Source organism: Streptomyces sp. NPDC056296 (genome assembly GCF_042268605.1).
Taxonomy (GTDB): Bacteria; Actinomycetota; Actinomycetes; order Streptomycetales; family Streptomycetaceae; genus Streptomyces.
This window is the reverse complement of record NZ_JBHJRX010000011.1, coordinates 153,732-168,108: the sequence shown is the minus strand read 5'-3', so window position 1 is coordinate 168,108 and position 14,377 is coordinate 153,732. Positions and strand designations below refer to the sequence as shown.

The following is a 14,377-nucleotide window of genomic DNA, read 5'->3' as shown; positions in this document are numbered from 1 at the left end:
CCGGCGTCAACAAGTACCCGCACGAGGGTTCCCCGGAGCCGTACCCGTCAGTACATTGACGCCATGTCTAATACGCATGTCCCGCTCAAGGCACGGAAGGTGTCCTTCGCCTGGGAGGACACCCCGCTGCACTGGGTGCCGGGGGACCCGTTCACGACGCACACGATCAATGTGCTGCACCTGCTGCTGCCCGCCGGGGAGCGCTGGTTCGTGCACGTCTACAAGCAGGTGCTGCCGTACATCCGGGACGAGCGACTGCGCGAGGACGTCATCGGGTTCATCGGGCAGGAGGCGATGCACTCCCAGGCCCACGACGAGGTGCTGCCGCATCTCAAGGACCAGGGGCTCGACCCGACGCCGTACACGGCGCAGGTCGACTGGCTCTTCGAGAAGCTGCTCGGCGACCGCACCCTGCCGCCGGGCCGGCCGCGCCGCTGGTGGCTGATGGAGCGGGTGGCGTTGATAGCGGCCATCGAGCACTACACGGCGTTTCTCGGCGACTGGGTCCTCAACGCCGACGAGCTCGACCGGCGCGGCGCCGATCCGACGATGCTGGACCTGCTGCGCTGGCACGGCGCCGAGGAGGTCGAGCACCGCTCCGTGGCCTTCGAGGTGTTCCTGCACGTGGACGGGGGCTACGCGCGGCGGGCGCGCACCTGGGCGACCGCGTTCGCGGCGCTGGTGTTCCTGTGGCAGCGCGGGGCCAGGTACTTCATGGAGAACGACCCGACGCTCATCGACGGCCGCGCCACCTTCCGGGACTTCCACCGGCGCGGCCGACGCGGCCTGCTGCCCTCGACGGGTGCCGTGATCCGCTCCGTACCGCGCTATCTGAGCCGTGCCTACCACCCGTCCCAGGAGGGGTCGACCGAGCAGGCCGTGGCCTACCTCGCCGCCTCCCCCGCCGCTGTCGCCGCCGTCGCGGCCGTCGCGGCCGAGAAGTCGCAGGAGGGTGCCGTATGAAGCCGCCCAAGCCGATGACCCTGGTGCTCGCGGCCGGTGCCGCGCTCGTCGTCCGCCGGGCGCTGCGGCGCCGTATCCAGGCCTCGCCGCTGTGGCCGATGCCCGCGCTGGAGCCGCCGGTCTCCGGGCGGCCCCGCTCGCGCGCGCTGACGCTGCTGGTCACCGCGCACGAGCGGATAGCCGACGGGGTGGTCCGGATCCGCCTGGAGGGACACGACCTGCCGCGCTGGGAGCCGGGCGCCCACCTGGACCTGGTGCTGCCGTCGGGTCTCGTGCGGCAGTACTCGCTGTGCGGCGACCCGGAGGACACCTCGTCGTACACCGTCGCCACGCGGCTGGTCGAGGACGGGAGGGGCGGCTCGCGCGAGGTGCACGAGCAGGTGCAGGAGGGCACGGAGCTGGAGGTGCGCGGCCCGCGCAACCGCTTCCCGCTGGTCGACGCCCCCGCCTACGTCTTCGTCGCCGGCGGCATCGGCATCACGCCCGTCCTGCCGATGCTGCGGGCTCTGTCGGAGGGCGCCGAGTGGCGGCTGCTGTACGGCGGGCGGACCCGGGCCTCGATGCCGTTCCTGGAGGAGATCGAGAAGCTGGACCCGGACGACGAGAGGGTCACCGTCGTCGCCGAGGACGAGGACGGACGTCCCGGGCTCGACGCCTTCCTGGCTGACCTGCCCGAGGGCACGGCGGTGTACTGCTGCGGCCCCGAGGGCCTGATGGCGGCCGTCGAGGAACGCCTCCCGGAGGGCACCGCGCCGCACCTGGAGCGGTTCGCCCCGCGCACGACGGCCGGTGGCGACGGGGAGTTCGAGGTCGAGCTGCACCGCAGCGGGCGCACGCTGACCGTGGCCGGGGACACGTCGGTGCTGGCCGCCGTGCGCGCCGAGCTGCCGAACACCCCGTACTCCTGTGAGCAGGGCTGGTGCGGGACCTGCCAACAGAAGGTGCTGGAGGGCGAGATCGATCACCGGGACGAGCTGCTGACCGACTCGGAGCGCGGCGACTCGATGCTCATCTGCGTGTCCCGCGCCCGTGGGACACGGCTCGTGCTGGACATGTGAACACCTGCGCCCGGTCCGGCCCGTTCGAAGGCCGGATTCGATCGGTAAGGTGTTCGTATGACTACCGGGGTACGCCGCAGAATGGGCGTCGAGGAGCGGCGGCAGCAGTTGATCGGCGTCGCGCTCGATCTGTTCAGCCGCCGCTCGCCCGACGAGGTCTCCATCGACGAGATAGCGTCGGCGGCGGGCATCTCGCGCCCGTTGGTCTACCACTACTTCCCCGGCAAACTCAGCCTGTACGAGGCCGCGTTGCAGCGTGCCTCGGACGATCTGGCGGCCCGGTTCGTGGAGCCGCACGAGGGCCCGCTGGGCGCGCGGCTGCTGCGGGTGATGGGCCGCTACTTCGACTTCGTCGACGAGCACGGGCCGGGTTTCTCGGCCCTGATGCGCGGCGGCCCGGCGGTCGGCTCCTCCACGACCAACGCGCTCGTGGACTCCGTACGCCAGGCCGCGTATGTCCAGATCCTTTCGCACTTGGGCGTCACCGATCCGCCCGCGCGTCTGGAACTGATCGTCCGGTCCTGGATCTCGCTCGCCGAGTCGACGGCGCTGATCTGGCTGGACGGGCGCCGCATCCCGCGCGCCGAGCTGGAGGCTCAGCTCGTGCACGACTTCGCCGCGCTGGTGGCGGTGAGCGCCGCCTACGACGAGGAGATGGGCGCCCTGCTGCGCCGCGTCATCGACGACGAACCGGCCGACGGCCCCTTCGGGGACCTGGTCGGCCGGCTCGTGGGTCTCGCGGGTTAGGGGGTGTCGTGTGGATCTTGCCGGCATCGCGGGGCCTGGCACGCACTCCCCCACTGCCTTAAAGGCGTGGGAGGTGCCCCCAGCGGCGTTGTCGTCGGTTGCCAGGGCTCCGCCCTGGCGCCCTCCTCCGCCTTGCAGCTGCACGCACCAGACCCCGCTCGGGTCAATCGCAAGGCACCGTTACCTGGAGCCGGCCTGATCCAAACGACACCCCCTAGCTCTCGAACTTCCGGTACGACGGGTCCAGGTCGCGGACCTCGGCGGAGGCGTGCAGGGCGAGGCCGTCGCCCGGCTTCACGTGCTGCCGCAGCAGTTCCAGGACGGCCTCGGTGAGACGGGCCTTGGTCTCTTCGGTGCGGCCCGCGAGCAGCCCCAGGGTGACGTGCACGACGGCGTGCCCCTCAATGTCGGGGCCGACCGTGGTGTCCTCGCCGCGGCGGAACTGCGTCTTGCACGCCGGCGGCTTGGCGGCCGCGATCTCGACGACGGCGGTGTGCAGCGCCCGCGCGAACGCGGGCCGGTCGAAGTCGTCCGCGAGCCGGGCGGAGTAGTCGACGGTGATCTGCGGCATGAGCCCTCCCGTGGCATGAACAGCAGGGCTCACCCTAACCGCAGACCACCGCCGTCCTACCGCCGTCCTACGGCCGTCAGCCGGTGCGCTCGAAGACGGCGACCGTACGGCCCGGGACGGTGAACGTGCCGGTCCTGGCCGCGTACGCGGACTTCTTCACCACCGGGTCCGCGCCCGCCGCCTGCACCGGGTGCAGCCGGTGGCCGGTGCCGGCCGCCGCCTCGATCCGCTGCTCCCGCTGTTGCGGGGTGGCGTTGAAGACGACCACGAGGTCACCGAGGAGCATGGTGATCACGCCGGGCGTCTCCTCCTTCCCGGAGAGCGGGAAGGAGAGCCGGGACTGCACCTGCCCCGCCGTGGTGAGGGAGAAGTCCTGCTCGGTCGTACGGATCTTCAGCAGGTCCCGGTACGCCGCCGAGGCGCCGGTGATCTGCGGGCAGCCGACCTCGACCGTGCCGAGCAGGGGCTTGGCGTAGGGCCACTTGTCCTGGTTGTCGGCGGCCGGGGGCAGGCCGCGGCCGAAGCCGTTGCCGTCGGCGCAGTTCCAGTGGATGGCGTTGAACCAGTCGCCGCTGTCGTAGGAGTTGCGGTCCAGCGACTTGGAGCGCAGCAGGTCGGTGCCGGCCTGGGAGAGCGCCGGTCCCTGCGAGAGGGAGGCGGTCGCCATGGCGAGGACCTGCATGCGGGCCCGGTCGTCGGCGCTCACGGTCGCGGGCAGCTTGAAGGCGAGCGCGTCGAACAGGGACTCGTTGTCGTGGGCGTCGGCGTAGGCGAGCGCGTCGCCCGGGGCCTCGGCGTATCCGGCGGGGGCGCCGTTGTAGTCGACCTCGGAGCCCTTGACCTCCTTGCCGTCGGTGTCCGTGAAGGTGTAGTCGGCGAGGTTGCCGGTCAGGCCGACCTTGATCAGGTCCTGGTAGTGCAGGAGGCGGGCCCTCTGCTCGGCCTCGGTGCCGTTGGCCTTCGAGCCGTTGGGCTCGGTGAACAGGCCCGAGGCGAAGCCCTGGACGCCGGGGTCCTCGTCGAAGGGGCCGCCGCCGCGCACGGCGTCGCGGGCGCGGTCGGAGAAGGTGGCGATGCCGGTGCCGGCCATGTTCTTCTGGCTGGCCTGCGTGAAGCGGGCGTCGTCGGCGACCTCGCCGAAGTTCCAGCCCTCGCCGTACAGGATGATCTTCTTGCCGTCGACGCCGTCCTTCTTGAGGGTCAGCGCGTCGAGGGCCTCGCGGACGGCGAGGATGTTGGCCTTCGGGTGGTGGCCCATGAGGTCGAAGCGGAAGCCGTCGACCTTGTACTCCTTGGCCCAGGTGACGATCGAGTCGACGACCAGTTTGCCCATCATGGCGTTCTCGGTGGCGGTGCCCGCGCAGCAGGTGCTGTTCGCCACCGAACCGTCGGCGAGGAGCCGCTGGTAGTAGCCGGGGACGATCCGGTCGAGGACGCTGGTCTTCGCCTGGCCGCTCGCCGCGGTGTGGTTGTAGACGACGTCCATGACGACCCGCAGGCCGTCCTCGTTCAGCGCCTTGACCATCTCGCGGAACTCGACCGTGCGGGCGGTGCCGTCCGGGTCGGTGGCGTAGGAGCCCTCGGGGACCGTGTAGTGGTACGGGTCGTAGCCCCAGTTGTAGGCGTCCTTCGCCGCCGCCTTCGCCACGCACTCCTGCTGCTTGTCGGAGTCGGCCGGGAGCGCGGCGAGGTCGCAGTCGGCGGTGGCCTGGTCGGACTTCTTCTCGGGGATGGTGGCGATGTCGAAGGCCGGGAGGAGGTGGACGTACGACGTGCCCGACTCCGCGAGCTCGCGCAGGTGCTCGGAGCCGTCGCTGTCCTTGTCGGTGAAGGCGAGGTAGGTGCCCTTGTGGTCCGGGTCCGCCGTCCGGTCCGCGACGGAGAAGTCGCGGATGTGCAGCTCCTGGATCTGGGCGTCCCTGAGCGGCACCGCCTTGGGCTTGTCGTAGCTGTGCCAGCCGCGCGGGGCGAGGGAGCGGTCGCCCAGGTCGACGACGAGGCTGCGCTCGGAGTCGGTGGTCAGGGCGAGCGAGTAGGGGTCGGTGACCTTGTTGGTGACGACCTTGCCGGCGTCGGGTGCCCACACCTCGACGACGTAGCGGTAGGACTTGCCCTTCCAGGAGCGCGGGCCGCGGACGGACCAGACGCCGGTGTCGTCGTCGCGCCGCATGCGGACCGTGCGGTCGCCGATCTCCAGCCGCACGTCCTGTGCGGTCGGCGCCCACACGGAGAGCGTGGGTCTGCCGTGGCGGAAGGTCGGGCCGAGGTCGGCCTTGGTCGCGTCGGCCGCGTACAGGTCGTCCAGGACGCCGCCGATCTGCACGCCCGTCGCCGCGAGCACCGCCCCGTTGGCGGCGCGCTGCGAGGCGACGACCTGGCCGCGCAGGGCCTCGCGCACCCGGTCGCGGTCGCGCGGGTCGACGGACCAGGCGGTGTGGTCCCCCAGGTGCGGGAACTTGGCCTTCTGGGCGTCGGTGAGGGCGGTCTTGGCGAGGCGGAGCCAGGTGGTGTCGTCGTCGCCGGTCAGGGTGCCGTTCTCGGCCTTGATGGTGCCCGTGCGGGAGGCGAGCAGCTGGGTGGAGGCGGCGCCCTCGGAGCCGTTCCAGGCGAGGGTGTTCCGGTCGATCCAGACCGCCTTGGCGGTGGTGAGGTCGACGGCCGCCGCCGAGCCGGCCGGCTGCGGCAGCAGGTACTTCTCCTCGCCGCTCACCAGCCACACCTCGTGGCCGTCGGCCTTGAGGTCCAGGGCCTGGTCGGTGGGCAGGTCCTTCTCGTCGCCCTTGTGGACGATGTAGCCGAGACTGCCGGCACCCTCGGTGAGCGGTACCTCGAAGACCGCGCCATAGGAGTCGGTCTTCACCGGCGTCAGGGGCTTCGACCAGTCGGTGGGGTTCGCGGCGCCGCCCCAGACGTGCAGTCCCCAGCCGTCGTAGTTCCCGTCGGCGCGGTGGTAGTGGAGGACGGCCTTGGTGGTGTCCTGGGCGGGGTAGTCGGGCCGCTCCGTGGCGACCTGCTCCTTGCCCTGCTCGATCCACACCTCGCCGGTCCGGGTGACGTCGATGGTGCGGTCGGTGGCGACGTCCTTGTTGCCGTCCTTGTCGATGACGAGGAAGCTGACGTCACTCGCGCCGGGCTTGAGCTTGACGTAGGCGAAGGCGCCGTAGGCGTCGCGGCCGGTGAAGGGGTGGCTGTCGGGCCAGGTGGTCGTCTCGCCGTCGGCGAGGTCGCCCCAGGCGTACAGGCCCCAGTCCTTGTAGTTTCCGTCCTCCCGCTTGTAGTGGACGATCGCGTAGTCGCGGGAGGCGGCGGTGGGCGGCTGCTCGACGGGCGGGGTGCCGGTCGTCGAGGCGGCCGTGGTACTCGCGGTGCGGCCCGCCGAGTCGACGACGATCGCCTTGTAGCGCAGGGCGGTGCCGGCCGGGGTGTCCTCGCCGATGGTGTGGGTGACCTTGTAGGGGGCATGGTCGGCGGAGCCGAGGGTGCGCCACTTGCCGTTGCCGGTCTGGGCGGCGAAGACGACGCGGTTGAGCTGTCCGCCGGTGACGTCCGCCGTCAACTCGACGGTGCCGGTGGCGCCGGGGGCGGGGGCGGTGAGGGTGACGGACGGCTTCGTGGCGGGCTCGGCGAGCCGGCCCGCGGCCTTGAGGACGATCGCCGAACCGGCCGGGACGGTGACCGTGACCTTCTTGTCGGCGCCGGACCGCACGTCCGCGTCGGTTCCGTAGACGCCCCGGAAGGTCATGTCCGCCGAGCCGGTCGCGAAGGTGGCCGTCTTCGCCTCGTCGGCGTTGTTGAAGGCGACGACGTACTCGGTGCCGCGTTCGGCGTCGGTGCGGGAGAACGCGTAGACGCCGGCGCCGGCGGCCGCGTAGCGCTCGGTCTGGACGCCGTCGGCGAGGGCGGGGTGGGCCTTGCGGAGCTTCGCGAGAGCGCTGATCTGCTTGTAGAGCGGTGCTCGCGCGTCGTAGGCGGCGTCGGCGTGGGTGCGGTCGGTGCCGAGCTGATCGTCGTCCAGGTAGTCGGCGGTGCGGGAGGCGAACATCGGCTGGCGGGCGTCCTTGTCGCCGCCCGCGCCGGTGAAGCCCTGCTCGTCGCCGTAGTAGATCACCGGGTTGCCCCGGCTGAGGAACATCAGCTCGTTGGCGAGCCGGTCCTTCTTCAGCAGCTCGGCGTCGGTGGCCTTCGGGTTGTCCTGCTTGAGGAAGGTGCCGAAGCGGCCCATGTCGTGGTTGCCGAGGAAGGTGACCTGCTCGTAGGCGTTGGCCTTGTCGGTCGTGTACTTCCAGTCGTCGCCGAAGACGGCCGCGAGTTTCTTGGCGCTGCCGCCCTGGGAGGCGTACGCGCGGGCCGCGTCCTGGAAGGGGAAGTCCAGCGTGGAGTCCAAGCGGCCCTGGGTGACGTACGGAGAGGTGACGGAGGTGTCGGCGGAGTAGACCTCGCCGAACATGAAGAAGTCGTCCCGGCCCTTCTTCGCCGCGTACGCGTCCAGCGCGGTCGCCCACTGCGTCCAGAACTCCATGTTGACGTGCTTCACGGTGTCGATGCGGAAGCCGTCGATGGCGAAGTCCTTGACCCACCGCTGGTAGATCTTCTCCATGCCGCTGACGACCTCGGGCCGTTCGGTCCACAGGTCGTCGAGGCCGGAGAAGTCGCCGTAGGTGGCGGACTCGCCGGCCCAGATGGAGTCGCCGCGGTTGTGGTACATCGCCGGGTCGTTGAGCCACCTCGGGACCTTGAGGTCCTTCTTGGCGGCGGGGACGACCGGCGTGCGCGGGAAGGAGCCGGCGTCCGCGCGCGGGAACCGGCGGTCGCCCTTCGCGTAGTCGGCGTCGTCGAAGGGCTCGCCGTCCTTGGTCAGGTACGGGAAGGCGCCCTTGGCGAGGTAGTCGTAGGACTTCTCCTCGTAGTCGACGACGTCGGCGGTGTGGTTGGTGATGACGTCGAAGAAGACCTTCATGCCCTTGGCGTGCGCCTTGGAGATGAGGTTCTTGAGGTCCTGGTTCGTGCCGAAGTGCGGGTCGACCTGGGTAAAGTCGGTGATCCAGTAGCCGTGGTAGCCGGCGGAGGCGTTCTCCCCCGTGCCCTGCACGGGCTGGTTCTTGAAGATGGGCGCCATCCAGAGGGAGGTGGTGCCCAGGCCTTTGATGTAGTCGAGCTTCTCGGTCAGGCCCTTGAGGTCGCCGCCCTGGTAGAAGCCCTTGTCGGTGGGGTCGTAGCCGGTGGCGAGCCGGGTGCCGGTCAGGCCGCCCTTGTCGTTGCGGGCGTCGCCGTTGGCGAAGCGGTCCGGCAGGACGAAGTAGAACTGCTCGCGGGTGAGGTCGTGCCGGGCGTCGGCCTTCGCGAGCTTGGCGTCCGACGGGGGCGCGGGCGGGGAGTCGGCCCGTGCGGCGAGGGGCGGGAGGAGGGCTGCGGCGAGCGCGGTCACGGTGACGGCCGCGACCCTTCTCGCTCGTGCGGTGCGGCGCGCGACAGGCACCGGCCATCTCGGTATCACGGGCGTGAACTCCTTGTGCTGACGGCTCGATCGGGTCCGACCCCGGCGAGACCGTAGCGCTGCCGCAAGGCTTGCAGCAAGGCTTGCGCAAGTAACGGAAAGGATTTTCACAGCACTTGCCCCAAGTGGGTTCCGGCTGGGCCCACGCGCAAGGCCCGCCGCTCCCCGTGTGGGGGCGACGGGCCTTGTACGGCTCGGGCGTTGCCGGGGGTCAGTCCCGGGTCCACCACACCGTCGTGTCCGCCGGCACCTTCGCCTCGCCGGCCGCCTCGGTGACCTCGCCGCTGGCCAGCAGCAACCGCCCGTACGCGGGCATCGGCACCGACTCGCCGGTGGTGTTGGCGACGCACACGAACTCGCCGCGCCGGAAGGCGACGACGCCCTCGGGCGCGCGCAGCCACTCGACGGCGTCGCCCGCGCCCAGGTCGGCCTGCTCGCGGCGGGTGGCGAGCGCGGCGCGGTACAGCTCCAGGGTCGAGCCGGGCTCGCCGGTCTGCGCCTCGACGCTCAGCTCGCCCCAGCCCGCCGGCTGCGGCAGCCAGCTGCCGCCGTCGCCGAAGCCGTACGACGACCCCGTGCGCGTCCAGGGGATCGGCACCCGGCAGCCGTCGCGGAAGCCGTCCTGGCCCGCGCCCCGGAAGTAGGCCGGGTCCTGGCGCACCTCGTCCGGCAGGTCGACGACGTCCGGCAGGCCCAGCTCCTCACCCTGGTAGACGTAGGCCGAGCCGGGCAGCGCCAGCATCAGCAGGGTCGCCGCGCGCGCCCTGCGCAGGCCCAGTTCGCGGTCGCCGGCCAGGCGGATCTGGGTGCCGAGGCCGGGCGGGTTGGCGAAGCGGGTGGCGTGCCGGGTGACGTCGTGGTTGGAGAGGACCCAGGTGGCGGGGGCGCCGACCGGGCGCATGGCGTCCAGGGTGCGGTCGATGACCGTGCGCAGCTCCTCGGCGTCCCAGTGGGTGCCCAGGTACTGGAAGTTGAACGCCTGGTGCAGCTCGTCGGGGCGGACGTAGTTCGCGGTGCGCTCGACGGTCGGGGTCCACGCCTCGGCGACGAAGATCCGCTCACCGGAGTACTCGTCCAGGATCAGCCGCCACTGGCGGTAGATGTCGTGGACGCCGTCCTGGTCGAAGAACGGCATGACATCGTTGCCCAGCAGCTTCAGCTGCTCGTGTGATCCAAGGTCGGGCAGCCCCTCGGCCTTCACCATGCCGTGCGCGACGTCGATCCGGAAGCCGTCGACGCCCATGTCCAGCCAGAAGCGCAGGATGGAGCGGAACTCGTCACCGACGGCCGGGTGCTCCCAGTTGAAGTCGGGCTGCTCGGGGGCGAACAGGTGCAGGTACCACTCCCCCGGCGTGCCGTCGGGCTCGGTGACCCGGGTCCAGGCGGGGCCGCCGAAGATGGACTCCCAGTCGTTGGGCGGCAGTTCGCCGTTCGCGCCCTTGCCGGGGCGGAAGTGGTAGCGGTCGCGCGAGGGCGAGCCGGGGCCCTCGGCGAGGGCGCGTTTGAACCACTCGTACTGGTCGGAGGAGTGGTTGGGGACCAGGTCGACGATGATGCGCAGGTCCAGCGCGTGGGCGTCGCGGATCAGCGCGTCGGCGTCCAGCAGGGAGCCGAACATGGGGTCGACGGCCCGGTAGTCGGCGACGTCGTAGCCGGCGTCGGCCTGCGGCGAGGCGTAGAAGGGGCTGAGCCACACGGCGTCCACGCCGAGGTCGCGCAGGTACGGCAGGCGGGTGCGGACACCCTCCAGGTCGCCCATGCCGTCGCCGTTGCTGTCGGCGAAGCTGCGCGGATACACCTGGTAGATGACCGCGTCCCGCCACCAGTCATGGCGCCCTGCGACGGTGGCGACGGCGGAGGTGGGGGCCGGTGCGGCGGAGTGCTGCTGGCTCATGGCGTCCTTGATAACGTGACGGAGTTCTGGTCATGGAGGCATGGGTGGGGGGAAGAGGCGGCCGGCCGCGGTGCAGCGGGGTCGGATGGGCACCGCGGCCGGACGTTTTCCCGGCGGGGCGTCAGCCCTTGGTGCCGCCGGCGGTGAGGCCGGTCACCAGGTTCTTCTGCACCAGGTAGAAGAACGCGGAGACGGGTATCGCGACGAGTACGGCGGTGGCCGCCATCAGATGGCGCTGCGCGTCGTGCTCGCTGACGAAGCTCTGCAGGCCGACCGCGAAGGTGTACTTCGTGTCGCTCAGCATCAACGTCGAGGCGAAGGCGACCTCGCCGAAGGCGGTGATGAAGCTGTAGAAGCCGGCCACCGCGAGGCCCGGCCGGGCGAGCGGCAGGATCAGCCGGAAGAAGGTGCCGAAGGGGCTCAGTCCGTCGACGCGTCCGGCCTCGTCGATCTCGAACGGGATGGTGTCGAAGTAGCCCTTGAGCAGCCACGCGCAGTACGGCACCGCGGTCGAGCAGTAGACGAGGATCAGGCCGAGGTAGCTGTCGACGAGCTGCAGCTCGGACAGGATCTGGTACATCGGCACGATCAGTACGGCGATGGGGAACATCTGGGTGACCAGCAGCACCCACATGAGCTTGCGGTAGCCGGGGAAGCGCATCCGCGAGACCGCGTAGCCGGTGGTGGCGGCGACCATGACGCCGATGACCGTGGTGCCCAGCGAGACGATCAGCGAACTCTTCAGCCAGTCGAAGAAGTTGGTCTCCTGGAGCACGAACACGTAGTTGTCGAAGGTCATCTTCGACCAGATGCGCTCGGGGTGCAGGTAGTCGTTCTTGTCCGGGCCGAGGGAGAGGTAGACCAGCCAGGCGACGGGGAAGAGCGCGATGAGGCTCGCGACGGTCAGGGCGCCGTGGGAGGCGACGGACGCGGCGCGGCTGCGTTCGCCGCGACCACGCACCCGGCGCGGCCGCTCGGTGGACGCGGTGTCCTTTTCCGCCGGGGCCTTGGTCGGCATGGTGGTAGTACTCATGGCGGCTCCTGCCTCAGTTCGCGAGCTGCTGCTCATTGCGGTTCAGCCAGCGGCGGTAGAAGGAGGTGAAGACGATCAGGATGGCCAGCAGCAGCATGCCGTAGGCCGCGGACTGCGCGAAGTCGCGTGGCTGCTGTCCGAAGCCGAGGTGGTACGCCCAGGTGACGAGGATCTGCGCGTCGGGGGCGGTGTTGCCGAACAGCAGGAAGATCACGGCGAACTGGTTGAAGGTCCAGATGATGCCGAGCAGGACGACGGTGGAGCTGACGGACCTGAGGCCGGGCAGGGTGACGTAGCGGAACCGCTGCCAGGCGTTCGCGCCGTCCATCTCGGAGGCCTCGTACAGGGTGTTGTCGATGGACTGCAGGCCGCCGAGGAGCGAGACCATCATGAACGGCACACCGCACCAGGTGTTGACCATGATCGCGGAGAACCGCTGCCAGAAGGTGTCCTCCAGCCATGCGGGCGTGGGCAGGTGCAGCCAGTCCAGGGCCGAGTTGACGATGCCGGCGTCGGCGAGCATGAAGCGCCAGCCGAAGACGGTGACGAAGGTGGGCACGGCCCACGGCAGGACCAGGATCAGCCGGTAGAAGGTGCGGCCGCGCAGCTTCTGGTTGAGCAGCAGGGCGAGACCGAGGCCGATGAAGAAGTGCAGGCCGACGCAGACCGCCGTCCACACGATGGTCCAGATGAAGTGCGACCAGAAGCGGTCGTAGGCGGTCGGACCCCACAGGATGTCGGCGTAGTTGTCCAGGCCGACGAACTTGTAGGTGGCCTCGATCTCGTTGACGCCGATCGTGCGCCCGGTGTTGAGGCTGTTGGCGTCGGTGAGGGTGAGGTAGAGGCCGTACCCCAGCGGGTACAGCACGAGGACGCCGATCACGACGGCCACCGGCGCGATCATGGCGTAGGCGTACCAGTGCTTCTGGTATCCGTCTTTCAGACGCCGGCCAAGGCCGGGCCGCGGGGTGCGGTCACCGCGGCGCTTGCCGGTCGCGCGGTCGATGGCGACTGTCATGGTTCGACACCTTCGGGAGCATCAGGACGAGCGGAACGTCAGGGGGTACGGCGCTCGGTGCGGTGGCCGCCGGGTCCCTCCCCTCCGGTAGGGGACCCGGCGGCCACCCGGACTCACTTGCTGAAGTCCGGCACCAGCTTGGCGATCGCGGTCTCGGCGTCGCTCAGCCCCTCGTCCAGGGACTTCTTGCCGCCGGCGATCTGGGGCAGCTGCTCATCGAGCGGGGTCCACAGGGAGCTGTACTCCGGCAAGGCCGGGCGCGGCTGGGCGGCGGGCAGGACCGTCTGGAAGCCGGCGATGCCCGGGTCGGCCTTGACCTTGTCGGTGTAGGCGTCGTCGCGGGTCGGCAGCGTGGAGTTCTTCAGGGCGACGGTCTCCTGGGACTTCGCCGAGGTCATGAACTTCACGAACTTCAGCGACGCCTCCTGGTGGGCCTTGTCCGAGCCGGCGTACACCGACAGGTTGTGGCCGCCGGTCGGGGCGCCCGCCTTGCCGGTGGAGCCGGCCGGGACGGTGGCGATGCCGAGGTTGTTCTTGTCCTTGAAGGCGGAGCCCTTGTAGAAGTTGGTGATCTCCCACGGGCCCTGGATGATCGAGGCGACCTTGCCGCTGACGAACGCCTCCTGGATGTGGGCGTAGGCGTCGGCGGTGACGTCGGCCTTGTGCAGGCCCTTGCCGTTGAAGAGGCTCAGCCAGGTGCCGTACGCCTTCTTCGCCTCGGGCGAGTTGACGGTGATCTTCTTGCCCTCGGCGTCGACCGTGTCGGTGCCCTCGCCGTACAGGAACGGCTGCGCGTAGTAGCCGGCCGTGGAGGCCCAGTAGCCGTCGGCGCCGGTCTTGTCCTTGATGGTGGCGGCGGCCTTCTTCAGGTCGTCCCAGGTCTTGGGTGCCTCGACGCCGGCCTTCTTGAAGAGTTCCTTGTTGTAGACGAAGGCGAGGGTGTCGGTGACCAGCGGGACGCCGTAGGTCTTGCCCTCGTACTTGGCCTGCTCGATCAGGTTGGGCTGGAACTTGTCCTGCTCGGCGAGGGCCTCGGTGCCGTCCAGCGGCAGGAAGAAGCCCTTCTTGGCGAAGGCGGGGGTCCAGCCGACCTCGGCGCGCAGCACGTCGGGGGCGCCCTTGGAACCGGCGGCGGTGTCGAACTTGTTCTGCGCCTGGTCGAAGGGGACGTTGACGTAGTTGACCTTGACGTCCTTGTTGGCGGCCTCGAACTCCTTGACCAGGGCCTGGTAGGTCGGCGCCTCGTTGGTCGCGTTCGAGGTGTCCCAGTACGTGATGGTGACCGGTCCGCCCGACTCGCTGTCGCTGCCGCCGTCCCCGCCGCAGGCCGTCGCCGCGAGGGCGAGGGACGCCACCAGAGCGGTGGCCGCTATGCCACGCCGCATGAGTTCTCCTTGAGGGTGAAAGCCCGTGTGGTGCAGGGTGCGGGCCCGTCCGCCGCTCCTGCCGACACCGACCGCGTCCTTGCCGCCGTCGGGCGACGTGAACGTAACAGCGTTGTAAGCGGCGCGAAAGGTCTTGCAGCAAAAAAGTGCAAGAGATCTCCGAAGTTATCCGTGCGTGACCTCCTGGCGACCGTCATGAGACGCTTGTTTACAG

General features: G+C 70.1%; 9 protein-coding genes. 3 read left to right on the top strand and 6 right to left on the bottom strand.

Features of this window, described 5'->3' with window-relative positions; genetic code table 11:
- Nucleotides 1-63: 63 nt before the first annotated feature.
- The 3 genes from ACFCZF_RS11015 to ACFCZF_RS11005 all read left to right on the top strand — a co-directional run bounded on the left by ACFCZF_RS11015 (nucleotide 64) and on the right by ACFCZF_RS11005 (nucleotide 2,768).
- Complete coding sequence (locus ACFCZF_RS11015; RefSeq protein ID WP_376671395.1) at nucleotides 64-963, top strand: metal-dependent hydrolase; 900 nt, start codon at nucleotides 64-66, stop codon at nucleotides 961-963.
- Nucleotides 960-2,021: a PDR/VanB family oxidoreductase gene (locus tag ACFCZF_RS11010; RefSeq protein WP_376671394.1), complete on the top strand. Its 1,062-nt coding sequence runs from the start codon at nucleotides 960-962 to the stop codon at nucleotides 2,019-2,021. Before ACFCZF_RS11015 ends, ACFCZF_RS11010 begins: the two co-directional genes overlap by 4 nt.
- A gap of 81 nt (nucleotides 2,022-2,102) precedes the next feature.
- The gene (locus ACFCZF_RS11005; RefSeq protein WP_376671419.1) at nucleotides 2,103-2,768 is read left to right on the top strand and encodes a TetR/AcrR family transcriptional regulator; all 666 of its coding nucleotides are present in this window, start codon (nucleotides 2,103-2,105) and stop codon (nucleotides 2,766-2,768) included.
- A 214-nt stretch (nucleotides 2,769-2,982) separates the two neighbouring features.
- Here ACFCZF_RS11005 and ACFCZF_RS11000 read toward each other — a convergent pair whose 3' ends face one another.
- The 6 genes from ACFCZF_RS11000 to ACFCZF_RS10975 form a co-directional block, all read right to left on the bottom strand.
- The gene (locus tag ACFCZF_RS11000) at nucleotides 2,983-3,339 is read right to left on the bottom strand and encodes a 5-carboxymethyl-2-hydroxymuconate Delta-isomerase (protein WP_376671393.1); all 357 of its coding nucleotides are present in this window, start codon (nucleotides 3,337-3,339) and stop codon (nucleotides 2,983-2,985) included.
- A gap of 76 nt (nucleotides 3,340-3,415) precedes the next feature.
- Nucleotides 3,416-8,833: a pullulanase-type alpha-1,6-glucosidase gene (gene pulA / locus ACFCZF_RS10995; protein WP_376671392.1), complete on the bottom strand. Its 5,418-nt coding sequence runs from the start codon at nucleotides 8,831-8,833 to the stop codon at nucleotides 3,416-3,418.
- A 211-nt stretch (nucleotides 8,834-9,044) separates the two neighbouring features.
- Entirely contained in the window at nucleotides 9,045-10,727 is a 1,683-nt protein-coding gene (locus ACFCZF_RS10990) for a glycoside hydrolase family 13 protein (protein WP_376671391.1), read from the bottom strand.
- Nucleotides 10,728-10,848: 121 nt separating this feature from the next.
- A complete protein-coding gene (locus ACFCZF_RS10985) occupies nucleotides 10,849-11,760 on the bottom strand; it encodes a sugar ABC transporter permease (protein ID WP_376671390.1) in 912 nt (303 codons plus the stop codon).
- Nucleotides 11,761-11,773: 13 nt separating this feature from the next.
- Complete coding sequence (locus ACFCZF_RS10980) at nucleotides 11,774-12,778, bottom strand: carbohydrate ABC transporter permease (protein WP_376671389.1); 1,005 nt, start codon at nucleotides 12,776-12,778, stop codon at nucleotides 11,774-11,776.
- Nucleotides 12,779-12,891: 113 nt separating this feature from the next.
- Entirely contained in the window at nucleotides 12,892-14,163 is a 1,272-nt protein-coding gene (locus ACFCZF_RS10975) for an extracellular solute-binding protein (RefSeq protein WP_376671388.1), read from the bottom strand.
- Nucleotides 14,164-14,377 lie beyond the last annotated feature (214 nt).

Coding starts and splice junctions, on each gene's coding strand:
- ACFCZF_RS11010 (WP_376671394.1), top strand. CDS start 960: ATGAAGCCGCCCAAGCCGATGACCCTGGTGCTCGCGGCCGGTGCCGCG.
- ACFCZF_RS11005 (WP_376671419.1), top strand. CDS start 2,103: ATGGGCGTCGAGGAGCGGCGGCAGCAGTTGATCGGCGTCGCGCTCGAT.
- ACFCZF_RS10990 (WP_376671391.1), bottom strand. CDS start 10,727: ATGAGCCAGCAGCACTCCGCCGCACCGGCCCCCACCTCCGCCGTCGCC.
- ACFCZF_RS10980 (WP_376671389.1), bottom strand. CDS start 12,778: ATGACAGTCGCCATCGACCGCGCGACCGGCAAGCGCCGCGGTGACCGC.
- ACFCZF_RS11000 (WP_376671393.1), bottom strand. CDS start 3,339: ATGCCGCAGATCACCGTCGACTACTCCGCCCGGCTCGCGGACGACTTC.
- ACFCZF_RS10985 (WP_376671390.1), bottom strand. CDS start 11,760: ATGAGTACTACCACCATGCCGACCAAGGCCCCGGCGGAAAAGGACACC.
- ACFCZF_RS10975 (WP_376671388.1), bottom strand. CDS start 14,163: ATGCGGCGTGGCATAGCGGCCACCGCTCTGGTGGCGTCCCTCGCCCTC.
- ACFCZF_RS11015 (WP_376671395.1), top strand. CDS start 64: ATGTCTAATACGCATGTCCCGCTCAAGGCACGGAAGGTGTCCTTCGCC.